Origin of the sequence: Streptomyces sp. NBC_01465, from assembly GCF_036227325.1 — a bacterium.
Classification (GTDB): Bacteria; Actinomycetota; Actinomycetes; order Streptomycetales; family Streptomycetaceae; genus Streptomyces.
The window spans coordinates 426,622-451,297 of the sequence record NZ_CP109467.1; the positions used below are offsets into that span (position 1 = coordinate 426,622).

The following is a 24,676-nucleotide window of genomic DNA, read 5'->3' on the forward strand; positions in this document are numbered from 1 at the left end:
TGGATAGAGTGGCCGGGACAGCACATCGTGAAGCGGAACAAGGAGCAGACGTGAGCGAGCCGGCGTCCATCGCCCTGCAGCAGGAGATCGCCCGGGAACTCCAGGTGGCCGAGACGTTCGAGGCCGAGCGGGAGATCGAGCGCCGGGTGGCCTTCCTCGCCGAGCGCCTCACCTCCACCGGTCTGCGCTCCCTCGTCCTTGGCATCAGCGGCGGCGTCGACTCCACCACCACCGGCCGGCTCTGCCAGCTGGCCGTCGAGCGGGCCCGGGCTGCGGGTCACGAGGCGCGCTTCTACGCGATGCGCCTCCCGTACGGTGTCCAGGCCGACGAGCACGACGCACAGCTCGCGCTCTCCTTCATCAAGGCGGACGAGGTCCTGACCGTGGACGTCAAGCCCGCGAGCGACGCCGCGCTGGAGGCCTCGCTGGCCGGCGGCGTGAGCTTCCGCGATGCGAGCCACCAGGACTTCGTACTCGGCAACATCAAGGCCCGCCAGCGCATGATCGCCCAGTACGTGGTGGCCGGCGCGCACAACGGCCTGGTCGTGGGCACCGACCACGCGGCGGAGGCGGTCTCCGGCTTCTTCACCAAGTTCGGCGACGGTGCCGCGGACCTGGTCCCGCTGACGGGCTTGACCAAGCGCCGGGTGCGCGCCGTCGCGGACCTGCTGGGCGCACCGGCCGAGCTGGTCTGGAAGGCCCCGACGGCCGACCTGGAGACCCTCGACCCGGGCAAGACCGACGAGGACGCGCTCGGGGTCACGTACGACGACATCGACGACTTCCTGGAGGGCAAGCCGGTGGACGAGCGCGCCTTCGAGATCATCGTCAACCGCTACCGCCTCACCGAACACAAGCGCCAACTGCCCGTCGCTCCCTGAGCCGTTGCTCTACCCCTTGCTCGATCCAAGGGTCAGTCCCGCGATGAAGTGGCGCTGGAGCAGCAGGAAGACGACGAGCGTGGGCAGTGCGACGATCACCGAACCTGCCGCCAGCAGGTTGTAGTCGGTAAAAAACTGCCCGCGCAGGTTATTCAGCGCCGAGGTGATCGGGAGCTTGTCGCCGTCGGACATGAAGACCAGCGCCCACAGGAAGTCGTTGTACATCCAGGTGAACTGGAGCGTGGCGAGCGCCGCGATCGCCGGGCGGCACAGGGGCAGGGTGATGCGCCAGTACTGCGTCCACACGCCCGCCCCGTCGACGATCGCCGCCTCCAGGATCTCCGTGGGCAGGGTGCGCATGAAGTTGGCCAGGACGAAGACGCAGAAGCCCATCTGGAAGCCGACCTGGACCAGGACGACCGCCCAGTACGAGTCGAACATCGTCATCGAGTCGGACATCCAGTACGGCAGCGGGATCTTGTTGAAGACGACGTACAGCGGAGTGACGATCACCTGCTGGGGCAGCAGGTTGCCCGCCGTGAAGAGCATCAGCAGGACGATCCCGCCCTTCAGCCGCAGCCGGGAGACGGCGAAGGCCACGAACGAGGCGAGGAACAGCGCGAGTATCACTCCGGGGATAGCGATGATCATGGTGTTGACGAAGTACTTCGTCATCCCCGAGTCGCTGAACGCCTGCTTGTAGTAGTCGAAGGAGAGGTGCTTGGGGAGGGAGAGGTAGCCGTTCTTCGACGTCTCGTCGTACGGCCTGAGCGAGGCGTACACGGCGAGCAGCAGCGGTGCCAGGAAGGCGAGCGAGACGGCCATCAGGAAGGCGTGGACGCCCAGGCGGCCGGGGCGGATGCCCCGCCGGGCACCGGGCTCGGCCGGAGTGGCCGCGACGTCCACCGTGGTGTCGAGCGTCATCGGTTCTTCTCCCCTCGGATCTCCTGGACGAGGTACGTCACGACGAATCCCATGGAGACGGCCAGCAGTACCACCGCGATGGCGGAGCCGAAGCCGATCCGGCTGGCCTCGCCGATGATGTTGTCGGTGACGAGCACCGAGAGCACTTCGAGGCCGTTGCGGCCGTGGTTGACGGCGTAGACGATGTCGAAGGCGCGCAGGGACTCGATGACGGTGATGACGCCGACGATCACGTTGACCGGGCGCAGCGTCGGGAAGACGACACGGAAGAAGGTCTGCCGGTCGTTCGCCCCGTCGATGGCGGCCGCTTCCTTGAGCGTGGGGTCCACTGCCTTGAGCCCGGCCAGATAGAGGATCATCACGTAGCCGGTGTGCCGCCAGGCGGCCGCGATGAGGATCATCCAGATGTTCAGGTTCGGGTCGCCGAGCCAGTCGGTGGGGTTGTCTTTGTTCCCGAGTACGGCGTTGAGCACGCCCTGGTCGCGGGAGAAGATCAGCTGGGCGATGAAGCCGACGATGGCGAGGGAGAGCACCACGGGCATGTAGATCGTCGACTGGTAGAAGCGGCTGAAGCGCACGCCACGGTCGATGAGTACGGCGAGCAGGAGCCCGAACGGTGTGGCGATGAGCCCGAGGAAGCCCAGCCACATCAGGTTGTGGCGCACCGCCGGCCAGAACGGCGGGTAGTTGGTGAAGAGGTTGGTGTAGTTCTGCGTACCGACCCAGTGGATCGATCCGATGCCGTCCCAGCTGGTGAAGGACAGGACGACGGAGGCGAGGGTCGGGCCCCACACGATCGCGATGTCGAGCAGGATCGGAATACCCAGCAGCACGCCGAGTACGACGAGGTCACGGCGGGTGAAACGCCGTGGGCCTCGTCGCTTGGCGCGCCGCGCAGAGGTGAGCGACACGTCTGTGAACTCCAGGTGGGTCCGGTGAAGTCTGAGCCGGTCAGCCTTCGGTGGCGAAGATGGTCTTCTTCTGCCGTTCGATCCCGTTGACCAGGCCGTCGACGTCCTTGGGGTTGTTGATGAAGCTCTGGATGGCCGGGATCATCACGGTGGACGCGAAGTCCGGCCGGGTGTCGCGGTCCAGGAACTGGGAGATCTGCTTGGCTCCCGAGACCAGTTCGACGGCCTTCTTCTGCAGATCGGAGTACGTCGACGTACTGGCCCCGCTGTTGACGGCGACGTTGTTGGGGTCACCGGCGAGGTAGACGTCCTCGGCCTTGGGCGTGGCGAGGTAGGTGAGCAGGTCCTTCGCGCTCTCGAGGGTCTTCTTGTTCTTCAGCGTCTTCGACTTCTTCGCCAGCAGGAAGCCGTCGATGGGCGCCTCGACGGCGTCCTGGCCGTGCTCCGGGTTGATCTCCGGGAAGGGGAAGAAGTCGATGTCGCCCTGCTCCGCCTTGGGGAACTGCTGACCGGGGTGCGGCATTCCGAAGACCGCCATGCCGGTCTTGCGCTGTTGAAGGCTGGTGGCGGCCTCCTGCCAGGTGCGGCCGTTGGCTGCGGGCTGGCAGTACGGGAGGAGGCTGCGCCAGGTGTCGAAGACGTCCTTGACCCGCTTGTCGGTCCAGGCCTCCTTGCCCGCCATCAGGGACTTGTGGAAGTCGTAGCCGTTGGTGCGCATGTTGATGTAGTCGAAGGTGCCCATGGCGGGCCAGCCGTCCTTGTCGCAGAAAGCGATGGGGACCAGCTTGTCCTTCTGCATCTGCTTGGCGAGCGCGATGTACTCGTCCAGCGTCTTCGGTGCGGTGTATCCGTGCTGCGCGAAGAGGCTCTTCCGGTGGAAAACGGCCCAGGGATAGTAGTAGTACGGCGTGAAGTACTGTTTGCCGTCCTCGCCCGTCGACTGGTCCTTCAACGCCTGTGAGAAGCCCTGGTAGTTCTTCCAGAGGTCGCTGATGTCGAGCAGCAGACCCTTCTTGGCGAAGAACTGCATGCGGTATCCGGCGAACCACATGAAGACGTCGTCCGGCTTGCCCTGCAGATAGCGGTTGATGTTCTCCTGGAAGGTGTTGTGGTCAACGGTGTTGACCTTGATCTTCCGGCCTGCCGTGGACTGCTTCTCGTACGCGGCGAATGCGTCCGCGAAGGCCTTCTTCGGAACGGGGTCCGACGAGTTCGACCCCATCCTGATGGTTTTGGGGTCGCCCCCGGGGCCGCTGCTGCAGGCGGTGAGCAGCGAAGGCAGCGCCACGGCGCCGGCCCCTACGGCTGCACCGCGCAGGAGATTCCGCCGGGACATCCGATGTCCAGCCACGCTTCCAGGGATGACTGAACCGTTGTACGAAGACTGCGCCATGTCCCCCTCCTCCGGGGTGGAACCCAACACAACCGAACGCGAGGCTTGGATCTCACTCCCAAGTGGGGGACCAGTCAAGGGGTTTGACGAGATATCGAACAACCGTTACCGCATCTCTTCCAACAGACTTCAACAGGCTCTACCGTAAACGCGCGCACCTGACGCGTACATGAAGTGATCCGATCACTGGCGAGCACGGAGGAACGTAACGATGCGTCATCTCCCATCCCGCACCACCGGCCGAAGAGTCCTCGGAGCGCTGGCCACCGCACTGCTGTGCGCCGGCGGGCTCGCGGCTCCGGCCGCGGCACACGACTCCGCACCGGCCGCCGCGCCACAGCTCAACAACGGTCTGGCCCTCACCCCTCCGATGGGCTTCAACAACTGGAACTCCACGGGCTGCCGGGCGGAGTTCAACGAATCGATGGTCAAGGGCATCGCCGACCTCTTCGTCGACAAGGGCCTCAAGGCCGCCGGCTACCAGTACGTCAATCTCGACGACTGCTGGGCCCTTCCGCAGCGCGACGCGAACGGCAAACTGGTGCCCGACCCGGTGCGATTCCCCAATGGAATCAAGGCAGTTGCCGACTACGTCCACTCCAAGGGACTGAAGCTCGGCATCTACACCAGTGCCGGAACCAAGACGTGCAACAGCGCCGGATTCCCCGGCGGTCTGGGCCATGAGTACAGCGACGCCCAGCAGTTCGCCGACTGGGGTGTGGACTACCTCAAGTACGACAACTGCAACAACCAGGGCGTCGACGCCATTCAGCGCTATACGACGATGCGCGACGCACTGAAGGCCACCGGGCGCCCCATCGTCTACAGCATCTGCGAATGGGGTTCCAACAAGCCCTGGGAGTGGGCGGCGGACGTCGGCAATCTGTGGCGCACCACCGGTGACATCAGTGACAGCTGGGGCTCCATGCTGTCGATCATGAAGCAGAATCTGCCGCTCGCCGCGGCCGCGGGCCCCGGGCACTGGAACGACCCGGACATGCTCGAGGTCGGCAACGGAGGCATGACGGACACCGAGTACCGCACGCACTTCTCGATGTGGTCCGTCATGGCCTCACCGCTGCTGATCGGATCCGATCTGCGCAAGGCGACGCCGGAGACCTTCGACATCGTCACCAACAGTGAAGTCATCGCAGTCGACCAGGACCCGCTAGGCAAGCAGGGCACCGTGCTCTCCTCCGAGGGCGGCCGCTGGGTCGTGTCCAAGGAGATGAAGGACGGCAGCCGTACGATCGCCCTCTTCAACGAGACGGGGACCGCGCAGCGCATCGCCACCACCGCGCAGGCGGCGGGGCTGCCGAAGGCGACCGCGTACACCGAGCGCGATCTGTGGAAGCACCAGAGCTTCAACACCGCGGGCACCGTCTCGGCGACCGTCCCCGCGCACGGCACTGTGCTGCTGCGCGTCTCGGCGGACAAGCAGTGGGCGAAGAACCCGCCTGCCGTCGAACTCGGCCTGAACAGCAGCCCGTTGTTGGAGAGCGGTGCCACGGTGGATCTGACCACCACGGTCACCGACCTCGGCCGTACGCCCGCGCTCCAGGCCTCCGTCGCCCTGACGGGTCCGGCGGGCTGGAAGGTCACTCCGGCCGGTCCGACGTCCAAGGCGGTCGTGACGACCGGCACGGCGCTCACCACGAAGTGGAAGGTGACCGCGCCCGCGGGCACGACGGTCGGCGCGTACGATTTCACGCTCACCGCCGCCTACCGCTCACCGTCGGGCACCAGGGTGGAGAGCCAACTGCCCTTCGGGGGCAGCGTGGTGGTGCCACCGCCCGCCGGGACGTCGTACCTCGGCGATCTGCCGTGGATGTCCTCGAGCAACGGGTGGGGCCCCGTGGAGCGCAACACCAGCAACGGTGAGAGCGCGGCGGGCGACGGCAAGCCGATCACCCTCGGCGGGACGGTCTTCGCCAAGGGGATCGGGGCGCACGCGGCGAGCGACATCGCGTACTACACGGGCGCCAAGTGCAGCTCCGTGACGGCGCAGGTCGGCGTCGACGACGAGAAGAGCACCAAGGGCACGGTCACCTTCGAGATCTGGGCCGACGGGATCAAGGTCGCCTCGACGGGCGTCCTGACCACCGCCATGCCCGCCCAGCCGCTCACCGCGGACGTGAGCGGGGCGAAGGTCGTACGGCTGGTGGTCACCGACGGCGGGGACGGGAACGACTCCGACCACGCCGACTGGGCAGACGCACAGCTCAGTTGCTAGCCGCTATCCGCTGACGGCGGCTGCCGCCTCGCCCTGCGCGCCGAGCGAGGCGGCAGCCGCCGCACCCACGAGACCCGCGTCCGTACCCATCAGTGCGGGAGCGATCTTCACGTGCTGGACGAAGGACAGCGTCGCGTAGTCGTGCAGCGCGCGCCGCAGCGGCGCGAAGAGCACCTCGCCCGCGCCGGCCACTCCCCCGCCGATCACCGCGATGTCGATCTCGACCAGTGTCGCCGTGGCGGCGATCCCGGCGGCCAGCGCCTGTGCCGCGCGCTGGTACGAGGCGACCGCCAGGGGGTCTCCGGCCCGCGCCGCCGCAGCCACGGCAGCGGCCGTGGCGTCGCCGTCCGGGCCCGGCTGCCAGCCGCTCTCCAGGGCCCTGCGGGCGATGTTGGGGCCGCTGGCGATCCGCTCGACGCAGCCGCGTCCGCCGCAGGGGCACGGGTCCCCGTCGAGGTCGACGCTGATGTGTCCGATGTGGCCCGCGTTGCCGGTGGGGCCCGGGTGGAGCGTGCCCCCGAGGACCAGCCCGCCGCCGACCCCCGTCGAGACGACCATGCAGAGGGCGTTGTCGTAGCCCCGGGCCGCACCCTGCCAGTGCTCGGCCGCCGTCATCGCGACGCCGTCGCCGACCAGCGTGACGGGCAGTCCGCCGGTGGCGCTCCGTACGCGATCGACCAGCGGGAAGCCGCGCCAGCCGGGGACGTTGACCGGGCTGACCGTACCGGCCGAGGCGTCGACGGGGCCCGCGCTGCCGATGCCGACGGCGCTCACGCGCTCCCAGCGAGGGTCGGCGAGCAGGGTGTCGAGCACCGTGGTGACGGCTCCCATGACCCTTTCGCCGTCCTCCCGCGCGGGCGTCGGAGCCTGCGCTCGGAGGAGGATCTGTCCGTCACCGCTGACCAGCGCGCCGGCGATCTTGGTGCCGCCGATGTCGAGCGCGGCGTAGAGGTCGTTGTGCATCGGTGTGGGATCTCCAGAGGGCGGGGGTGACGAAGACTGCGATGACCAGTCTCCATTCACCTGACAACGTTGTCCAGGCTCTATGCTCGACGCCACAGCCCGTACAGCCCTCTGCAGTCGACGACAGGACAGCGCACCGTGGCCGAGACCGCCCGCCACCCCGAGCCCCGCTACGGCAATCGGCCGACCATGAAGGACGTCGCCGCCCGCGCCGGAGTGGGCCTCAAGACGGTTTCCCGGGTGGTGAACGGCGAGTCCGGAGTCACCCCCGACACCGAGCGCCGCGTCCAGGAGGCGATCGAGGCGCTCGGCTTCCGCCGCAACGACAGTGCGCGGGTGCTGCGCAAGGGCCGCACCGCGAGCATCGGTCTCGTACTGGAAGATCTCGCCGACCCGTTCTACGGGCCGCTGAACCGCGCGGTCGAGGAGGTCGCCCGCGCACACGGCGCCCTGCTGATCAACGGTTCCAGCGCCGAAGACCCGGAGCGCGAACAGGAGTTGGTACTCGCGCTCTGCGCGCGAAGGGTGGACGGTCTCATCGTCATCCCCGCCGGGGACGACCACCGCTATCTGGAGCCGGAGATCGCGGCCGGGGTCGCCACGGTCTTCGTCGACCGCCCCGCCGGGAAGATCGACGCCGATGTCGTACGGTCCGACAGCTTCGGCGGCGCACGCGACGGCGTCGCGCACCTCATCGCGCACGGCCACCGCCGCATCGGCTTCATCGGTGACCAGCCGCGCATCCACACCGCGATAGAGCGACTGCGCGGTTACCACGCCGCGATGGACGAGGCCGGGCTGCCGGTCAAGGACTCCTGGGTCTCGCTCGGCACGACCGCCCCCGACCGGGTCGCGGCCGCCGTCACCACGCTCCTCGACGCCCCCGAGCCGGTGACCGCCATCTTCGCCGGCAACAACCGTGTGACGGTCACCGCGGTGCGCATGCTGGCCGGGCGAGAACGGCCCACCGCCCTCGTCGGATTCGACGACATCGAGCTCGCCGATCTGCTGGGCATCACCGTGATCGCCCAGGACGCGGCCACCCTGGGCCGCACGGCGGCCGAGAGCCTCTTCCACCGTCTCGAGGGAGGGGGCGGCGCGCCGGCCCAGAAGGTGCTGCCGACGCGCCTGATCACCCGGGGTTCGGGGGAACTCCCGCCCCACGAGGGCTGATTGCCGCTGATTACGGAGCGGTGACCGTCAGCGCTGCGCGGCGCGGGCTGGAGAAGGAGTCCAGGTCCGCGCGGGACAGCCCGGTCAGCCGCGTGACCTCTTCGTCGCCGAGCGCCCCGCAGTCCAGACCGCGCAGCAGGAACCCGCTGAGCGCCTTGGCGGTGGCGGGCTCGTCCATCACGTCGCCGCCGGCCTTCGCCACGTACGCGGCGAGACGGGCCGCCGCCGCGTCGAGCCCCTCGCGGTAGAAGGCGTAGACGGCCGCGTAACGGGTCGGCAGGTGGCCGGGGTGCATGTCCCAGCCCTGGTAGTACGCACGGGCCAGGGCGCGCCGCGTCAGTCCGTAGTGGAGCTTCCAGGCCTCGTGGACCTGTGCGGTCGGGCCGACGGGGAGGACGTTGGTGGAGCCGTCGGACACGCGAACTCCCGTGCCCGCGGCGGCGACCTGCATCACGGCCTTCGCGTGGTCGGCGGCCGGGTGGTCGCTGGCCTGGTAGGCGGCGCTGACGCCGATGCAGGCGCTGTAGTCGAAGGTGCCGTAGTGCAGCCCGGTCGCCCGGCCCTGCGCGGCGTCGATCATGCGGGCGACTGTCGCGGTGCCGTCGGCAGCGAGGATGGACTGGCTGGTCTCGATCTGGATCTCGAAGCCGATACGGCCGGCCGCGAGTCCGTGCGCCTTCTCGAACGCCTCCAGGAGCTGCACGAAGGCCGTGACCTGCTCGGCGTACGTGACCTTGGGAAGGGTGAGGACCATGCCCTCGGGGAGGCCCCCGGCCTGCATGAGTCCGCTGAGGAAGACGTCCGTGGTGCGGATGCCCCGGTCGCGTACGGGCGCTTCCATGCACTTCATGCGGATGCCCATGTACGGGGCCGCCGTGCCGTTCCCGTACGCCTCGGAGACCAGCCGGGCCGCACGGGCGGCCGCCTCGTCCTCCTCGGCGTCCGGGCGCGGTCCGTAGCCGTCCTCGAAGTCGATGCGCAGGTCTTCGACGGGCTCGCGCTCCAGCTTGGCGCGCACCCGGTCGTACACGGGCGACGCCAGCTCTTCGGAGATGCCGAGTACGTGCGCGAGCGCGCCGGCGTCCGGCGCGTGCTGGTCGAGAGCCTCCAGGGCCTGGTCGCCCCAGGAGCGGAGGGTGTCGGGGGCGAAGACGTCGCCGGGTACGTAGACCGTGTGGACGGGCTGGCGGGTGCCGGGGTCTCCCGGGTAGCGACGGGCCAGTTCCGCGTCCACTCCCGCGAGGGAGGCGCTGATGTCCTCGCTGACCGTACCGGCGAGGCTCGTTGCCACCTTCTCCTGCTGACCCATGCGTACACCCTCCAGTTTTCCGCTCTGCGGATTCAACAATCCGTAGAACGAAAGTAGCCGGGGCCGTTGACAAGGTCAACGGCCCCGGCCAGGAAGTGAGACTGCTCAGCCCTTGCGGGTGTTCACTTCGTCGGTGAGCTGGGGGACGACCTGGAAGAGGTCGCCGACGATGCCGTAGTCGACGAGGTCGAAGATGGGGGCTTCGGCGTCCTTGTTGACGGCGACGATGGTTTTGGAGGTCTGCATGCCGGCGCGGTGCTGGATGGCGCCGGAGATGCCGTTGGCGATGTAGAGCTGGGGGGAGACGCTCTTGCCGGTCTGGCCGACCTGGTTGGAGTGCGGGTACCAGCCGGCGTCGACGGCGGCGCGGGAGGCGCCGACGGCGGCGCCCAGGGAGTCGGCGAGGGCCTCGATGATCGCGAAGTTCTCGGCGCCGTTGACGCCGCGCCCGCCGGAGACGACGATCGCGGCCTCGGTCAGCTCGGGGCGTCCGGTGGACTCGCGCGGGGTGCGGGAGAGGACCTTCGTGCCGGTCGCGGTGTCGGAGAAGGACACCGCGAGGGCTTCCACCGCACCGGCGGCGGGGGCTGCCTCGACCGGAGCCGAGTTGGGCTTGACGGTGATGACCGGGGTGCCCTTGGTAATACGGGACTTGGTGGTGAACGACGCGGCGAACGCGGCCTGGGTGGCGACCGGACCCTCAGTACCTGCTTCGAGGTCAACGGCGTCGGTGATGATCCCCGACTCGATCCGCACGGCGAGGCGGGCGGCGATCTCCTTGCCCTCCGCGGACGAGGGGACCAGCACCGCGACCGGGGACACGAGTTCGTGGGCGGCCTGGAGGGCGTCGACCTTCGGCACGACGAGGAAGTCGGCGTACTCGGGGGCGTCGGAGGTGAGGACCTTGACCGCGCCGTGCTCGGCGAGCACACCGGCGGTGTTCTCGGCGCCGGCGCCGAGGGCGAGGGCGACGGGGTCGCCGAGGCGGCGGGCCAGGGTGAGGAGTTCGAGGGTGGGCTTGCGGACGGCACCGTCCACGTGATCGACGTAGACGAGAACTTCAGCCATGACAGTGATCTCCAGCGGAAGAGAAGAAAGGGGAGGACGGCGGGTGGTGCGGGCCTTAGATGAACTTCTGGCTCGCGAGGTACTCGGCGAGCTGCTTGCCGCCCTCGCCCTCGTCCTTGACGATCGTGCCCGCCGTGCGCGCGGGGCGCTGGGTCGCAGAATCCACCTGGGTCCAGGAACCGGCCAGGCCGACCTCGCCGGCCTCCAGTTCCAGGTCTTCCAGGTCCAGGGACTCCACCGGCTTCTTCTTCGCCGCCATGATCCCCTTGAACGACGGGTACCTGGCCTCACCCGACTGGTCCGTCACGGACACCAGGGCGGGCAGGGACGCCTGCAGCTGCTCGGAAGCGCTGTCGCCGTCGCGGCGGCCGGTCACCGTGCCGTCCTCGACCTTCACCTCCGACAGGAGGGTGACCTGCGGGATGTTCAGGCGCTCCGCGAGGATCGCCGGCAGAACGGCCATTGTGCCGTCCGTGGACGCCATGCCGCAGATCACCAGGTCGTAGCCGGTCTTCTCCACGGCCTTCGCCAGCACCAGCGAGGTCGCCATCACATCGGAGCCGTGCAGATCGTCGTCCTCGACGTGAACAGCCTTGTCCGCGCCCATCGACAGCGCCTTGCGCAGCGCGTCCTTCGCGTCCTCGCCACCGACCGTCAGCACGGTGATCTCCGCGTCGTCCGCCTCGTCGGCGATCTGCAGCGCCTGCTCGACGGCGTACTCGTCGAGCTCCGACAGCAGACCGTCCACATCATCGCGGTCGACCGTCAGGTCATCGGCGAAGTGCCGGTCGCCGGTGGCGTCGGGCACGTACTTCACACAGACAACGATCCTCAAGCTCACGCCGGCTCTCCTACTGCATCGTCATTTCCGGGCTGCCTTGTTGCACGCAGCATAGGCGCCTGATGGGGCGGATTCCGGTCGGGGCGACCGAGGCTCCGACCGAAATATTACTCATGAGTACACCTACTGTGTGCCCACTGAGCAAGCGCTTTGAACTGTGACGTTGCCAACGCTGAGTAATCAGAGGATGCCGGGAACTCTCAGTCGCGCAAAGCGTTGAAGCGACCCTGGTGATAGAGGAGCGGACGCCCGGCCCCCGCCGGGTCCCCGGTGACGACCTGACCGATGACGATGCGGTGGTCCCCGGCCGGAATCCGCGCCACCACCCGGCAGACCAGCCAGGCCAGTACGCCGTCAAGGACCGGAACCCCCTCGGGGCCCGTGCTCCATCCGGTGGGCGCGGCGAACCGGTCCGCGCCGCTGCGCGCGAAGGTCGCGGCCAGTTCCTGCTGGTGCTCGCCGAGTATGTGGACTCCGATGTGCTCGGCCTCGGCGACGACCGGCCAGCTGGAGGACCCGGTACCCACGCCGAAGGAGATCAACGGCGGCTCGGCGGCGACCGAGTTGAGCGAGGTGGCGGTGAACCCGACAGGGCGCTCACCGGCGGCGGTGATCACCGCGACACCGGCGGCGTGCTGCCGGAAGACGGAACGGAGCAGTTCGGGGGTGGCGAGCCGGCCGGTGGCGAGATCGGTCGAAGCCGTCATGGAGTTGTCCTTCTGCGAGGGATGCGTACGGGGCCCGGACTGTTCAGGCACCCGGACAGCGCGCACTCGCGTTACGGGCGAGATCCACATCGGCCCGGCGGAAGAGAAGGAGGTCCTTCGGCATGTCGTCAGACTGACGATCCAACAGGGGCCCAGTCAAGGGCGTATCGGCATGTGGGAGATCCATCACGGCCCTCAGACCGCCCGTCCCAGCGCGGCGATGACATCGGCCTTCCGCGGCTGGCCCGAGGCCCGCCGCACGATCCGGCCGTCCGCGTCGAGGACCAGAACGGTCGGCGTCCTGAGGATGTTCAGCTCCCGTACGAGAGCGAGCCGCGCCTCGGCGTCGATCTCGACGTACGCGACCCCGGCGACCATCGAGGCCACCTCTTCCAGGGTCCGCCGGGTGGCCCGGCAGGGTGCGCAGAAGGCGCTGGAGAACTGGACGAGTGTCGCCCGCTCCCCCAGACCGGTCCCCAACTCGGCCGTCCCCAGCCGCCCTTCACCGTCGCGCCCGTGCACCTGAAGCCTCCCGCCATTCCACTCGTCGACCACTACAGCGTCCGTGCAACCGCAAAGATTCCTGCGGGGATACGAGATGTGCCTCCTGATGCGCCGGGGCCGCCCGCCTGGGACGACGTGACGAGAATCTCGCGGATCGGCGGCATCAGGACTGGCTACTCGGCTGCGCATGGGGCACGATCTGCCCAATGCCGAAAACCTACGGCGCCGTAACTTCCACCGGAGGAACAATCTCCTCCGGGCACAGAAGGGCCTCTTCCAGATGGCAGAACTCGTCTATCGACCGGTCATCGGCGCGGCTCTCGGGCTGTTCAAGGCGCTCGACCTGAAGATCGATACTCAGGGTTCCGAGAACATCCCACGTACGGGCGGCGCCGTTCTCGTCAGCAATCACATCGGCTATCTGGACTTCATCTTCGACGGCCTCGCCGCTCTCCCGCAGAAGCGCCTGGTGCGCTTCATGGCGAAGGAGTCGGTTTTCCGGCACAGGATCTCCGGCCCCCTGATGCGCGGAATGAAGCACATTCCGGTGGACCGCAAGCAGGGCGAGGACGCGTACAAGCACGCGCTCGAGTCGCTGCGTTCCGGCGAGATCATCGGCGTCTTCCCCGAGGCGACCATCTCGGAGTCCTTCACGCTCAAGAGCTTCAAGTCGGGCGCGGCCCGCCTCGCCCAGGAGGCCGGCGTCCCGCTCATCCCGATGGCGCTGTGGGGCACCCAGCGGCTGTGGACCAAGGGCCGGCCGCGCAACCTCAAGCGCAACCACATCCCCGTGACCATCCGGGTCGGCGAGCCGATGGACGCTCCGGCCGACGAGTACGCGGGGGCGATCACGCGCCGGCTGCGCGGGCGGGTGCAGGAGCTGCTCGAGGCCGCGCAGCGCGCCTATCCCGTACGACCGAAGAACGCCGACGACACCTGGTGGGTGCCGGCGCACCTCGGCGGTACGGCCCCGACCGCGGAGCAGGTCCGCGAGGCCGAGCGGCAGGGCTGACGCGGCCGAAACGTCACTCCGGGGTACGGACCGAGATCTGCGCCCCGGGGCTCAACTTCTCCAGCGACTCGGCGAGTTCGGAGCCTGCGGCTTCGAGCTCGCCGATCGTCATGGGGGCCAGTGACTCCAGCAGGAAGACGGCGTTGACCGACTCCTCGGTCAGCCGGGTACGTACACCCTGGCGCCAGTTCCAGCGCCGGCAGGTCACCCCTTCGTCGTCGCACCAGACGACTTCGCCCGCGTCCGGGTGCTCCACGGTCCGCTCACCGCCCGCGACGGTGACGAACGGTTCTTCTCCGGTGGCGCGGATCAACCGCATTCCGCCCTTGATGTGGTCGGTGTCCTCTCCTCCGACCGGGATGAGATGGGCGACGCTGATCGCGTTGTAGGCGTCGACCAGCAGGTTGATGCGCGGCAGTCCGCCGTCCGCGAGGGCGCGCTTGGCGAGCGCCTCCGCCGAGTTGCGGGTGCGGTTCGGCTTGGAGCCGAAGGCGCTGTACGTCTCGCGCCAGGCGGCGATGTGCGCGTCCTCGTGCGGGGCACGGCCGTCCAGGCGCTCCGCCAGCCTGCGGGCGGCGTCGTCGAGCAGGGCCGAACTGTCGGGACTGCTGGGCCCGTTGACGAGGCCGCGCGCCTCGACGACGAGGTGGGTGAAGCCGGGGGCGAGGGCCCGTACCTCGTCGGACACGGAGAAGGTGAGGGTCATGTCTGCTGCCTTGCTTCAGAGCTCGGTGGGAAGGATGCGCCACAGGTGCGGCCGGTCGGACGCCTCCTGCAGGGCGCGGAGACAGGCCGGATGAGGTACATCATAGAGCACCGGATAGTCCACCTCATTGAACTCTGGCCGTACGGTCCACGCCAGCCGTTCCCCGTCCAGCGAGAACTGGGCGTCGACACCCGGCTTGTTTCCGCGTGCGTCCAGGCGGGCCCACGCCCCGCTCCTCGGCAGCCTGACGGCGATCAGACCGTGCAGCATCGGGTCGGAACCGTCGTCCTCGGTGAGCCGCTGGTAACAGAGGGCGGTCGGGATGGACTCGGCTCGAAGGAGCGCCGCGAGCGCGTGTGCCTTCGCGTGGCAGATGCCGGTGCGCTTCTCCAGGACGTCCGAGGCGCGCCAGGTGACGCGCATGTCCCCGGCGTCGGCGGAGTGCGGGATGGTGTCGCGTACGAACTCATAGGCGGCCTTGGCGTATGAGTATGCGTCCGGGCTTTCAGCACGCAGGCGCGCCGCGGTCTCGCGTACGAGCGGATGTTCGTGGTCGATGACCTCGTCGGCGGCCAAGTAGGCGGACAGGTCCGGGTTTTCCTGGATCAGCTCCATGGTCGCGAGCGTACGAGTGCGACCGACCGGAGGTCAATCAATTTCCGGTCGGTCACATATCTATGCAGTACGGGCTAGCGGGCCAGCTCTTCCTTCAGCGCCTGCAGGAAGCCGTCGACGTCTTCCTCCGTGGTGTCGAAGGCGCACATCCAGCGGACGTCGCCCGCCGCCTCGTCCCAGAAGTAGAAGCGGTAGCGCTTCTGCAGCCGCTCGCTCACGTCGTGCGGCAGCCGTGCGAAGACGGCATTGGCCTGGACGGGGTGGAGGATCTCGACGCCGTCGATCCCGCGCACGCCCTCGGCCAGCCGCTGCGCCATGGTGTTCGCGTGCCGGGCGCTGCGGAGCCACAGGTCGCGGGTGAGCAGAGCCTCCAACTGCACCGAAACGAAGCGCATCTTGGAGGGAAGCTGCATCGACATCTTCCGCACGTGCTTCATCTGGCGCACGGCGTCGGGGTTGATGACCACGATCGCCTCGCCGAAGAGCATCCCGTTCTTCGTTCCGCCGAACGACAGGACGTCCACGCCCACGGCGTTGGTGAAGGTCCGCATGGGGACGTCGAGGGAGGCCGCGGCGTTGGATATGCGCGCCCCGTCGAGGTGGACCTTCATCCCGCGCTCGTGGGAGTGCTCGCAGATCGCCCGGATCTCCTCGGGCGTGTAGACCGTGCCCAGTTCGGTGTTCTGGGTGATCGAGACGACCTGGGGCATCGCGCGGTGCTCGTCGTCCCAGCCGAACGCCTGCCGGTCGATGAGCTCGGGCGTGAGCTTGCCGTCGGGCGTCGGTACGGTGAGGAGCTTCAGCCCGGCCATGCGTTCCGGGGCGCCGCCCTCGTCAACGTTGATGTGCGCGGACTCGGCGCAGATCACCGCACCCCACCGGTCGGTGAGCGCCTGGAGCGCGGTGACGTTGGCGCCGGTGCCGTTGAAGACGGGGAAGGCCTCCGCCGTCGCCCCGAAGTGGCTGTGCATCAGCCGCTGCAGGTGCTCGGTGTACTGGTCCTCCCCGTACGCGATCTGGTGCCCGCCGTTGGCAAGGGCGAGCGCGGCCAGGATCTCGGGGTGCGCGCCCGCGTAGTTGTCGCTGGCGAAACCGCGCACCGCCGGGTCGTGATGGCGGACGGCGTCGGTCTTTACGGCTCGGGCGTCAGCCACAGGCGCTTCCCATTCACTTCGGATGCGGACTTGTCCCAGACTCCCACGACCGCCTCGGCCAGGTCATGGACGTCCGTGAAGCCCGCGAACTTGGCGTTCGGCCGCTCGGCGCGCATCGCGTCGTGCACCAGCGCCTTGATGACCAGGACGGATGCCGCCGCCTGCGGGCCTTCTTCGCCGCCCGCCTTGCGGAAGGCGTCACCGAGGGCGAGCGTCCAGGCCTCGGCCGCGGCCTTGGAGGCCGCGTAGGCGGCGTTGCCCGCGGTGGGCTTGGACGCGCCGGCCGCGCTGATCAGCAGATAGCGGCCGCACTCACTGCGCAGCAGCCCGTCGTGGAAGGCGAGGGAGGTGTTCTGCACGGTGCGGATCAGGAGCTTCTCGAGGAACTCCCAGTCGGCCAGGTCGGTTTCGATGAAGGAGGCGCTGCCGCGCCAGCCGCCGACGAGGTGCACCAGGCCGTCGATGCGGCCGAATTCCTTCTCCGTACGCGCGGCCCATTCGCGGGTGGCGTCCAGGTCGAGGAGGTCGACGGTGTCACCGGTGACGGTGGCCCCGCCGTGTGCGTACCGCGCGGCGTCGACGGCCTCGGCGAGGCGTGCGGCGTCCGCGTCCGCCGCCACGACGGTCGCACCGGCCTCCGCCAGCTTCAGCAGGGCGGCCCGGCCCGCGGGACCGGCCGCTCCGGCGACCGCGACGACCGCTCCGTCCAAAGGTCCAGTGCTCATGGGAACCGCCTCCAGAGTTTCCTGAGTTTCGTGCGCAGGTGTGCTCATGCGGCCACTCGCTCCGGGGCGCCCGCGGCGGTGATCCCCTTGGTGGAGGCGATCACGTCCTTGAGCTTCTTGGAGAGTGCCTCATAGAACATGCTGAGCGGAAACTCGTCCGGAAGCACGTCGTCGACGAGTTTCCGCGGCGGCAGACTCAGATCCAGGGCGTCGGGGCCCTTGGCCCAGCGCGATCCCGGGTGCGGCGCGAGGTAGGTGGAGACCAGGTCGTACGCGGCGAACCAGTGCACCAGCTTCGGGCGGTCGATGCCGGCCCGGTAGAGGTCCTCGATCTCTCCGCACAGCTGGTTGGTGATCTGCGGCGCCCGCTCCCAGTCGATCTTCAGCGTGTTGTCGGTCCAGCGCACCACGTCGTGCTTGTGGAGGTACGCGAAGAGCAGCTGGCCGCCGAGGCCGTCGTAGTTGCGGACGCGCTCACCGGTGACCGGGAAGCGGAACATCCGGTCGAAGAGCACCGCGTACTGGACGTCGCGCCCGTGCGCGTTGCCCTCGGCCTCCAGCTTCACGGCCTCCTTGAAGGCGGTGAGGTCGCAGCGCAGCTCCTCCAGGCCGTACATCCAGAACGGCTGCCGCTGCTTGATCATGAAGGGGTCGAAGGGCAGGTCGCCGTGGCTGTGGGTGCGGTCGTGGACCATGTCCCAGAGCACGAAGGCCTGCTCGCAGCGGGTCTGGTCGCCGACCATCTCGCGGATGTCGTCGGGGAGTTCGAGGCCGAGGAGTTCGACGGAGGCCTCGGTGACGGCGCGGAAGCGGGCGGCCTCGCGGTCGCAGAAGATGCCGCCCCAGCTGAAGCGGTCGGGGGCCTCGCGCACGGCGATCGTCTCGGGGAAGAGGACGGCCGAGTTGGTGTCGTACCCGGAGGTGAAGTCCTCGAAGGTGATGCCGCAGAACAGCGGGTTGTCGTAGCGGGTGGCCTCCAGCTCGGCGAGCCACTCCGGCCAGACCATGCGCAGGACGACCGCTTCGAGGTTGCGGTCGGGGTTGCCGTTCTGCGTGTACATCGCGAAGAGGGCGAGGTGCTGCAGCCCGTCGGCGCGCCCGGCGGCCGGCTGGAAGGCGAGCAGCGAGTCCAGGAAGTCGGGCACGTCGAAGGCGCTGTCGGCCCACTTGCGGAGGTCGTCGACCAGCGCGCGGTGGTAGGCGGCGTCGTGCGGGAGCAGCGGGGAGAGCTCCTCGACCGCGGCGATCACGCGGTCGAGGGCGGCCTCGGCGGTCGTACGGGAAGGAGCTCCCTCGGCGTCGAAGTCGATCGAGCCGTCCTTCGACTGCCAGGGCCTGATCTCCTCGACGGCATCCTTGAGCGTCGGCCAGGCCGGGTGCTCGACCACGCGCGGGTCGGCAGATATGCCCCCGGCAGCCATGTCCTGCACAAGAATTTCCGTCATGTCACTTCCTCCACAGGAGAACCTCGCGTCAAGGCAGCGTATCCATGTTCGGTTCTCCCCCTCAAGGGGGGTCTCAATAAATTATCCTGCGCGACCCCCTTGATCGCAGATGTTCTTCCTGTCCCGGCCTGCTTCGGCGATCGCTTCTGTCACTCCGGCCAGGGCCTCGCGGGCCTCGTCGAGGAGGTCGGGGAAGGCGAAGAAGCCGTGGAACATCCCGGGGAAGTGCCGTTCCACCACAGGGACTTGGGCCTCGCGCAGCCGTAGCGCATAGGCCTGCCCCTCGTCGCAGAGCGGGTCGCAGCCCGCTGTGACCACGTACGCGGGTGGCATCCCCGAGAGATCCGCAGCCCGCAGAGGGGCCGCCCAGGGGTGGGCGGCGTCACCCTCCGGGCCCATGTACTGCTCCCAGAACCAGCGCAGCGCGGTCACGTCCATGAAGTAGCCGCTCCCGTTCCTCCGGTACGAGTCGGTCTCCTGCCCGCCGCCGGTCCCCGGATAGACGAGGACCTGGAGGGCCGGCACGGGCCCGCCGCGCTCGCGCGCGACGAGGCAGGCCACGGTGGCGAGGTTGCCGCCCGCGCTGTCGCCCGCGACGACGAGCGCCTCCGGGTCGCCGCCCAGCTCCCCGATGCTCGCGGCGGCCCAGCACAGGGCGGCGTACGCGTCCTGGGCGGCGGCCGGGAAGCGGTGCTCGGGCGCGAGCCGGTAGCCGACGGAGACCACGGTGGCGCCCGACGCACGGCAGAGCCTGCGGACGCTGGTGTCGTAACTGTCCACGCTGCCGATGACCCAGCCGCCGCCGTGGAAGTACACGACGGTCGGGCGCGGCCAGGGCGTCTCGCCGGGGACCGGCCGGTAGATGCGTACGGGAATCCCGGGCGCCCCCTCGGGACCGGGCACCACGCGGTCCTCGACGGACCCGACCTCGACCGCCTGTGCCGGGCGTCCCGACTCCAGTGCGTCGATGATCCGCCGGGCCTCGGCCGCATCGGTCACGGCGCCGCCGAGATCCGGGAAGACGGAGTTCATCAGGTCGACGAGGGAGCGGGCGGCGGGCGTCAGACGGTCGCTGTCGGATGTCATCGTGCGCTCCCCCGGAAGTACGGAATGACCTTCGCGCCCCATTGGCGGATCGTCTCCAGACAGGCTTCCTGCGGAACGGTGCCCATCTGGATCAGGCACATGATCTCGTCGGCGCCCGCGTCGCGGAGCCGCTCCACATAGGCGATGGCGTCGTCCGCCGAGCCATAGGCGTGGTCGGCGTTGAACGTGGCGGTGGCCGCGGGACGGACGGGGATGTTCTGCTCGTTCAGCCGTGCGACCACCTGCTCGGCCGCGCTGCGCATCGCGGCGGCCTCGTCGGCGGAGCCGTCGACCGCCTCGTCGGGGATGCCGGCGCCGCCGTACCAGTGGCCGATGGACTGGGCGAAGAAACGCTGGCCCCGGATGCCGATGCGCCGGGCCTCCTCGCGGTCGTCGAGGACGATCGTGGGGCAGAGCACCGAGAAGTGGTCGTTGACGACGGTGGAGACGAGGCGATCGCCGGTGCGGGCGCCGATCGCGGCGTCGTACGTGCTCCGCATGCCTGCGATCGACTCGGGTCCCGCGAAGCCCATCACCAGGGCCCCGATGCCGAGTTCGGCCGCCTGCGTGAGCGTCTCGGCACGGCTGCAGGCGAGGAAGAGCGGCGGGTGCGGGGTCTGCTCGGGGCGGGGCAGGATCGGGTGCGGATCGATGTCGATGAGTTCGCCGTGGTACTCGAGCTCGTCCTTCTGCCACGCCGCGCCGATGATGCGCAGCGCCTCCTCGACCTCCTGGACGGTGCGCTCCTTGTCGACCCCGCAGAGCGACGTCTCCTGCAGCGTCCCGCCGCGCCCGGCGCCGAGGTCGAGGCGCCCGCCGGAGAGCAGGTCGAGCATGGCGGCGCGCTCGGCGACCCGGACGGGGTGGTTGAACTTGAACGGCATGCAGACGACGCCGTGCCCGATGCGGATGGTGCTGGTCTTCGCCGCGACCCAGGTCAGGAATATCTCGGGCGCCGACATGTGTGCGTACCACTTGAGGGAGTGGTGCTCGACCGCCCAGATACGGTCGAAGCCCATCTCCTCGGCCAGTACGGCCTGTTCGACGCAGTCGCGGATGACCTGATGCTCACGCTCGGGCGTGGGGTCGGTGAGCTGCGCTTCGAAGATGACCGAGAACTTCACGGTGCCTCCAGGGGGTTGCGTCCGTGCGCTGTCCTTACTTCAATCAGTCATATGACTAGTAGTCAGATGCCGAAGAAGCAAGACACACGACACGGCCAACTCCCGCCCACCGCCTGGGCGGTGCTCGGCCTGCTCTCCTTCCCGGGCGAGCGGACCGGGTACGAGCTGAAGAAGTGGGCGGACGCCTCACTGCGCTTCTTCTACTGGTCCCCCGCGATCAGCCAGATCTACGCCGAGCTCCGGCGCCTCGAAGGGCTCGGCTATGCCTCGTCGCGGCGCTCGGGTCCCGAGGAGCCGCGCACCAAGCGGCAGTACGCGATCACCGAGACCGGGCGCGAGGCCCTCGCGGAGTGGGCGAGCGGGACGGCGGACTCCGGCCCCCCGGTGCTCAAGCACCCTCTCGTGCTGCGGATCTGGCTGGGGCATCTGGCATCGCCCGAGCGGCTGCGCGAGCGCGTGGAGCTCCATGTGGCGCGTACGGAAGGGGAGTTGAAGGAGGCGCGGGACGCCCTGGCCAGGGCCGAGGGCATCGAGGAGTGGTCGTACCCGCAGGTCGCGCTGCGCTGGAGCGAGCGCCAGCAGCTGGCCGAACTGGAGCTGGCGCGGGCGATGCTGGCCGATCTCGCACGCGTACCGGGGACGGCGCGTCAACACCCGTCGGACACGCCCACGCCCGGGTGACGCAGCTCGCCGCAGGACCGTCCCGGCCGGTAGTACGGAGGTGATCCGCCCTCCCCCGCGCCTCTGGAGCCCTGCCCCGTGAGCATCCGTGCCGTCCTTGTCGCAGCCGTCATCACCGGTCTGATCCTGGGCGTGGTCGGAGCCAGGGCCGGGTACACCGTTCCCTCCGCCGAGCGGGGGGCGGTCTCAGGGGCGGGCCGTTAGGCTGCGGCCGTGCCGCGTGGGTAGCAATGCCATGTGGGAGCCGCCGTCGACGGAAGCGAGTTGAACCTTGACTTTCCTCACCATCGGTCATCGCGGAGTCATGGGTGTCGAACCGGAGAACACCCTGCGCTCCTTCGTCCACGCACAGCAGGCGGGCATGGACGTCATCGAGCTGGACCTTCATCTGAGCAAGGACGGCGCCCTCGTCGTCATGCACGACGCAGAAGTGGACCGCACCACGGACGGCAAGGGGGCGATCGCCGACAAGACCCTGGCCGAACTGCGGGAACTGGATGCGGGCCAGGGCGAACGCATCCCCGTGTTCGAGCAGGTCCTGGACGCGGTACGGGCACCGCTCCAGGCCGAGATCAAGGACGTGGCCGCGGCGCGTGCGCTCGCCGAGGTCATGCACCGACGCGACCTGGTCGGCCGCGTCGAGGTGTCGTCCTTCCACGACGAGGCGATCGCGGAGATCTCCTCGCTGGTTCCGGGCGTACGCACGGTGCTCATCGCCAGTCGCTGGGGCGACGACGTGGTGGAACGGGCGAAGGCGGTGGGCGCCGCCTCGCTGGCCCTCAGCATCCGCAGGCTGACCCTGGAGACCGTCGAGCGCGCGCACGAGGCGGGCATCAAGGTCATCGGCTGGGTGGTGAACACCCAGGACCATCTGCGGCTGGTCAGGGCGCTCGAACTGGACGCCGCCACCACCGACTATCCGGAGATCAGGCGCACCGGCCGGTTCACGGCCTGAGCTCCTTCACCAGCAGCTCGAACTGCAGGTCGTCGCGCTGAGGAATGCCGAAGCGCTCGTCGCCGTACGGGAAGGGCGTCATCTTTCCCGTACGGCGGTAACCGCGCCGCTCGTACCAGGCGATCAGCTCGTCGCGCACCGAGATCACCGTCATGTGCATCTCGTCGACGCCCCAGTCCTCGCGCACACAGCGCTCAGCCTCGGCGATGATCTGCTTGCCGAGACCGCCGCCCTGCTGCTCGGGGCGTACGGCGAACATCCCGAAGTAGGCGGCGTCGCCGCGGTGTTCGAGCTGGCAGCAGGCGATGATCCCGCCGTCGCGCTCCACGACGAGCAGCCGGCTTCCTTCGGCGGCGATGACCGCGCGGACGCCGTCGGGGTCCGTGCGCTGCCCCTGGAGGATGTCCGCCTCCGTGGTCCAGCCCGACCGGCTCGCATCTCCGCGGTAGGCCGACTCGATCAGCGCGACCAGGGCCGGTACGTCGCTCTCTGCGGCATCCCGGAAGGTGAGGCGGGCGGGGGCGGTGTCCATGGTGCGGGGTCTCCCGTCGACGTCGATAGGTGTACGGGCCCGAGAGTAGCGCGCTCCCCCTGTACGCCTCTGCGCTCGCGTGCGCACCGTCCGAGGAGGGAATCGACTCGTCGAGATGGCGACACGGTCGAACGGGGAGGTACGCCGTGCACGGACCGGCGATGTCCGGCTGGCTCCTGGTGGCGTTGTGCGTGGCGACCGGGGCCTACTGCCTGCTGCGGATGCGCAGCGGCTCGGAGCAGGCGCGCAGGGCGGCGGGCAGTGAAGCGGTGATGGGGTTCGGGATGGCGGTGATGGCCGTACCCGCGGCGGCGGCCGCACCTCCCGCGTGGGGGTGGGCGGTGTTCGCCGCGGTGTTCGGAGGCGCGGCGCTGCGCGCGCTGTGGCTGGCGAGGACGGATGCGCACCATCTGCACCACCTCGTCGGCTCGGCGGCCATGGTCTACATGGCGGTGACGATGGCCCCGGCGGGGGCGCACACCGGGCATGCGGCGCACACCGCGGGCGGGGTGCCGCTGGTCACGGGCGCTCTGCTGGCCTATTTCGCGGTGTACGTACTGAGGGCGGGGGTCCGGCTGATGCCCGCGCAGGCCGGGGCGGGCGGCTCCTCGGGGGGCGGCTGGGGCGCACGGCCGGAACTGGCGCTGGCCTGTCGGCTGTCCATGGGGCTCGGGATGCTGGCGATGCTGGTCACCTTGTAGGGGTGATCGTGGCGTACGTCACTTGCCGGGCCAGGCCATACCCCTGAGCGCGGCCCCGCTCATAGGCTGACGCCCATGTTGGTCTCCGTAGCACTGTTGCTGTTCGGGGCCCTGGCCGCCGTCGGGGCACCGCGTCTGCTGGCGCGCGCCGAATGGCCGGAGCGGGAGCCGGTGGTGGCGCTCTGGGTGTGGCAGTGCGCGGTGGCCGCGGTGCTGCTCTCCTTCGGGCTTGCGATGACCTTCAGTGCGGCCGTGGCCTGGCAGGGCGTGCGGGGGCAGGTGTTCGCGCACGCGCCGAGCGCCGTGGTCGACGCGTACGCCCTCGGTGCGTACACGCAGTGGGCCGCCGGGCTGTCGCTGGTGCTGGCGGGCGGAGGTGTCTGGACGGCCGCGATGCTCGTACGGGAGATCCGCCGGGCGCGCGCCCGGCGCAGGCTGCGCCGCGGTGAACTGCTGGTGCGTTCACCTCAGTTGCCCGGCGAGGAGACCAGGGCGAGCCGTCTGGTGATCCTGGAGGGCGAGCGGTCCGACGCCTGGTGGCTGCCGGGGCCCGCCCCTCAACTGGCCATCACCACCGGGGCACTTCAGCGCCTCAAGGGGCGTCAGCTCGATGCCGTACTCGCCCATGAGCAGGGGCACGCACGGGCGCGCCACGACTGGCTCCTGCACTGCTCGGCCGCGCTGGCCGGGGGCTTCCCGCAGATTCCGGTGTTCGCGGCGTTCCGCGACGAGATGCACCGACTGGTGGAGCTGGCCGCCGACGACGTGGCGTCGCGGCGCTTCGGGCGGCTCACGATCGCGCTCGCCCTCGTCGAACTCAACGAGCACCGCGGTGTGTTCGGACCCTGCCCCGCACCGGACGCCCAGGTCCCGCGGCGGGTCGACCGCCTCCTGCTGGCGGCCCCGCGGCTGACGGCGGGCCGGCGGCTGCGGCTGACCGCTGCTGCCGCGCTGGTGCCGGTGATTCCGCTGCTGGTGGCATTCGTGCCGGGGCTCAGCGCGCTGGGATAGCCTGCGGCGTCCGCCGTCGGCG

General features: G+C 69.3%; 26 protein-coding genes. 9 read left to right on the forward strand and 17 right to left on the reverse strand.

From position 1 onward, the window contains the following. Positions 1-50: 50 nt before the first annotated feature. Positions 51-881, forward strand: coding sequence for an ammonia-dependent NAD(+) synthetase (gene nadE / locus OG707_RS01795; RefSeq protein WP_329113566.1), 831 nt, complete (start codon positions 51-53; stop codon positions 879-881). Between the two features lie 9 nt (positions 882-890). Here nadE and OG707_RS01800 read toward each other — a convergent pair whose 3' ends face one another. The 3 genes from OG707_RS01800 to OG707_RS01810 are packed head-to-tail and all read right to left on the reverse strand — an operon-like array spanning position 891 to position 4,052. Further along, the gene (locus tag OG707_RS01800) at positions 891-1,805 is read right to left on the reverse strand and encodes a carbohydrate ABC transporter permease (protein ID WP_329113568.1); all 915 of its coding nucleotides are present in this window, start codon (positions 1,803-1,805) and stop codon (positions 891-893) included. Continuing rightward, the gene (locus OG707_RS01805) at positions 1,802-2,716 is read right to left on the reverse strand and encodes a carbohydrate ABC transporter permease (RefSeq protein ID WP_329113570.1); all 915 of its coding nucleotides are present in this window, start codon (positions 2,714-2,716) and stop codon (positions 1,802-1,804) included. Before OG707_RS01805 ends, OG707_RS01800 begins: the two co-directional genes overlap by 4 nt. 40 nt (positions 2,717-2,756) lie before the next feature. Beyond that, positions 2,757-4,052 carry an ABC transporter substrate-binding protein gene (locus OG707_RS01810; RefSeq protein ID WP_329113572.1) on the reverse strand — a complete coding sequence of 432 codons (1,296 nt, stop codon included), beginning with the start codon at positions 4,050-4,052 and terminating at the stop codon, positions 2,757-2,759. Positions 4,053-4,320: 268 nt separating this feature from the next. On the opposite strand from OG707_RS01810, the gene OG707_RS01815 reads away from it, so the two are divergent. Continuing rightward, positions 4,321-6,342 (forward strand): NPCBM/NEW2 domain-containing protein, encoded by a 2,022-nt coding sequence (locus OG707_RS01815; RefSeq protein WP_329113574.1) that lies wholly within the window; start codon positions 4,321-4,323, stop codon positions 6,340-6,342. 3 nt (positions 6,343-6,345) lie between these two features. On the opposite strand, the gene OG707_RS01820 is transcribed toward OG707_RS01815, so the two are convergent. Continuing rightward, positions 6,346-7,305: an ROK family protein gene (locus tag OG707_RS01820; protein WP_329113576.1), complete on the reverse strand. Its 960-nt coding sequence runs from the start codon at positions 7,303-7,305 to the stop codon at positions 6,346-6,348. Positions 7,306-7,443: 138 nt separating this feature from the next. On the opposite strand from OG707_RS01820, the gene OG707_RS01825 reads away from it, so the two are divergent. Further along, the gene (locus OG707_RS01825; RefSeq protein ID WP_329113578.1) at positions 7,444-8,478 is read left to right on the forward strand and encodes a LacI family DNA-binding transcriptional regulator; all 1,035 of its coding nucleotides are present in this window, start codon (positions 7,444-7,446) and stop codon (positions 8,476-8,478) included. Between the two features lie 10 nt (positions 8,479-8,488). Here OG707_RS01825 and OG707_RS01830 read toward each other — a convergent pair whose 3' ends face one another. The 5 genes from OG707_RS01830 to OG707_RS01850 all read right to left on the reverse strand — a co-directional run bounded on the left by OG707_RS01830 (position 8,489) and on the right by OG707_RS01850 (position 12,958). After that, entirely contained in the window at positions 8,489-9,787 is a 1,299-nt protein-coding gene (locus tag OG707_RS01830; protein WP_329113580.1) for a DUF6986 family protein, read from the reverse strand. A 105-nt stretch (positions 9,788-9,892) separates the two neighbouring features. After that, the gene (locus OG707_RS01835) at positions 9,893-10,855 is read right to left on the reverse strand and encodes an electron transfer flavoprotein subunit alpha/FixB family protein (protein WP_329113582.1); all 963 of its coding nucleotides are present in this window, start codon (positions 10,853-10,855) and stop codon (positions 9,893-9,895) included. A gap of 55 nt (positions 10,856-10,910) precedes the next feature. Continuing rightward, the gene (locus tag OG707_RS01840) at positions 10,911-11,696 is read right to left on the reverse strand and encodes an electron transfer flavoprotein subunit beta/FixA family protein (RefSeq protein ID WP_329113583.1); all 786 of its coding nucleotides are present in this window, start codon (positions 11,694-11,696) and stop codon (positions 10,911-10,913) included. 200 nt (positions 11,697-11,896) lie between these two features. Further along, positions 11,897-12,403: a flavin reductase family protein gene (locus OG707_RS01845; protein ID WP_329113585.1), complete on the reverse strand. Its 507-nt coding sequence runs from the start codon at positions 12,401-12,403 to the stop codon at positions 11,897-11,899. Positions 12,404-12,598: 195 nt separating this feature from the next. Continuing rightward, positions 12,599-12,958: a TlpA family protein disulfide reductase gene (locus OG707_RS01850; protein ID WP_329113587.1), complete on the reverse strand. Its 360-nt coding sequence runs from the start codon at positions 12,956-12,958 to the stop codon at positions 12,599-12,601. Between the two features lie 229 nt (positions 12,959-13,187). On the opposite strand from OG707_RS01850, the gene OG707_RS01855 reads away from it, so the two are divergent. Beyond that, positions 13,188-13,919 carry a lysophospholipid acyltransferase family protein gene (locus OG707_RS01855; RefSeq protein ID WP_329113588.1) on the forward strand — a complete coding sequence of 244 codons (732 nt, stop codon included), beginning with the start codon at positions 13,188-13,190 and terminating at the stop codon, positions 13,917-13,919. A 13-nt stretch (positions 13,920-13,932) separates the two neighbouring features. Here the strand turns inward: OG707_RS01855 and OG707_RS01860 are convergent, their stop codons facing one another. The 7 genes from OG707_RS01860 to OG707_RS01890 form a co-directional block, all read right to left on the reverse strand. Continuing rightward, complete coding sequence (locus OG707_RS01860) at positions 13,933-14,625, reverse strand: B3/B4 domain-containing protein (RefSeq protein ID WP_329113591.1); 693 nt, start codon at positions 14,623-14,625, stop codon at positions 13,933-13,935. A gap of 15 nt (positions 14,626-14,640) precedes the next feature. Then, positions 14,641-15,240: a transglutaminase domain-containing protein gene (locus OG707_RS01865; RefSeq protein ID WP_329113593.1), complete on the reverse strand. Its 600-nt coding sequence runs from the start codon at positions 15,238-15,240 to the stop codon at positions 14,641-14,643. 74 nt (positions 15,241-15,314) lie between these two features. Then, positions 15,315-16,394, reverse strand: a complete 1,080-nt coding sequence (locus OG707_RS01870) for a threonine aldolase family protein (protein ID WP_329113594.1) — start codon at positions 16,392-16,394, stop codon at positions 15,315-15,317. Continuing rightward, complete coding sequence (locus tag OG707_RS01875) at positions 16,373-17,119, reverse strand: SDR family NAD(P)-dependent oxidoreductase (protein WP_329113596.1); 747 nt, start codon at positions 17,117-17,119, stop codon at positions 16,373-16,375. Before OG707_RS01875 ends, OG707_RS01870 begins: the two co-directional genes overlap by 22 nt. Positions 17,120-17,163: 44 nt before the next feature. After that, on the reverse strand, positions 17,164-18,564 hold the full coding sequence (locus tag OG707_RS01880; protein ID WP_329113598.1) for a DUF6421 family protein: 1,401 nt from the start codon (positions 18,562-18,564) through the stop codon (positions 17,164-17,166). An 81-nt stretch (positions 18,565-18,645) separates the two neighbouring features. Continuing rightward, positions 18,646-19,650 carry an alpha/beta hydrolase gene (locus OG707_RS01885; protein WP_329113600.1) on the reverse strand — a complete coding sequence of 335 codons (1,005 nt, stop codon included), beginning with the start codon at positions 19,648-19,650 and terminating at the stop codon, positions 18,646-18,648. Beyond that, a complete protein-coding gene (locus OG707_RS01890) occupies positions 19,647-20,774 on the reverse strand; it encodes an LLM class flavin-dependent oxidoreductase (RefSeq protein WP_329113602.1) in 1,128 nt (375 codons plus the stop codon). The genes OG707_RS01885 and OG707_RS01890 overlap by 4 nt, the downstream gene beginning before the upstream one ends. 66 nt (positions 20,775-20,840) lie before the next feature. On the opposite strand from OG707_RS01890, the gene OG707_RS01895 reads away from it, so the two are divergent. From OG707_RS01895 to OG707_RS01905, 3 genes are all read left to right on the forward strand, one after another. Next, entirely contained in the window at positions 20,841-21,455 is a 615-nt protein-coding gene (locus tag OG707_RS01895; RefSeq protein ID WP_329113604.1) for a PadR family transcriptional regulator, read from the forward strand. A gap of 78 nt (positions 21,456-21,533) precedes the next feature. Next, the gene (locus tag OG707_RS01900; protein ID WP_329113605.1) at positions 21,534-21,659 is read left to right on the forward strand and encodes a hypothetical protein; all 126 of its coding nucleotides are present in this window, start codon (positions 21,534-21,536) and stop codon (positions 21,657-21,659) included. Positions 21,660-21,726: 67 nt separating this feature from the next. Further along, entirely contained in the window at positions 21,727-22,410 is a 684-nt protein-coding gene (locus OG707_RS01905) for a glycerophosphodiester phosphodiesterase (protein ID WP_329113607.1), read from the forward strand. Here OG707_RS01905 and OG707_RS01910 read toward each other — a convergent pair. Further along, positions 22,400-22,942 carry a GNAT family N-acetyltransferase gene (locus tag OG707_RS01910; RefSeq protein ID WP_329113609.1) on the reverse strand — a complete coding sequence of 181 codons (543 nt, stop codon included), beginning with the start codon at positions 22,940-22,942 and terminating at the stop codon, positions 22,400-22,402. The genes OG707_RS01905 and OG707_RS01910 overlap by 11 nt on opposite strands. 146 nt (positions 22,943-23,088) lie before the next feature. Here OG707_RS01910 and OG707_RS01915 point away from each other — a divergent pair, with 146 nt between their 5' ends. Continuing rightward, positions 23,089-23,643, forward strand: a complete 555-nt coding sequence (locus tag OG707_RS01915; RefSeq protein WP_329113611.1) for a DUF5134 domain-containing protein — start codon at positions 23,089-23,091, stop codon at positions 23,641-23,643. A 75-nt stretch (positions 23,644-23,718) separates the two neighbouring features. After that, positions 23,719-24,654, forward strand: coding sequence for a M56 family metallopeptidase (locus OG707_RS01920; RefSeq protein ID WP_329113613.1), 936 nt, complete (start codon positions 23,719-23,721; stop codon positions 24,652-24,654). The last annotated feature ends 22 nt before the right edge of the window (positions 24,655-24,676 follow it).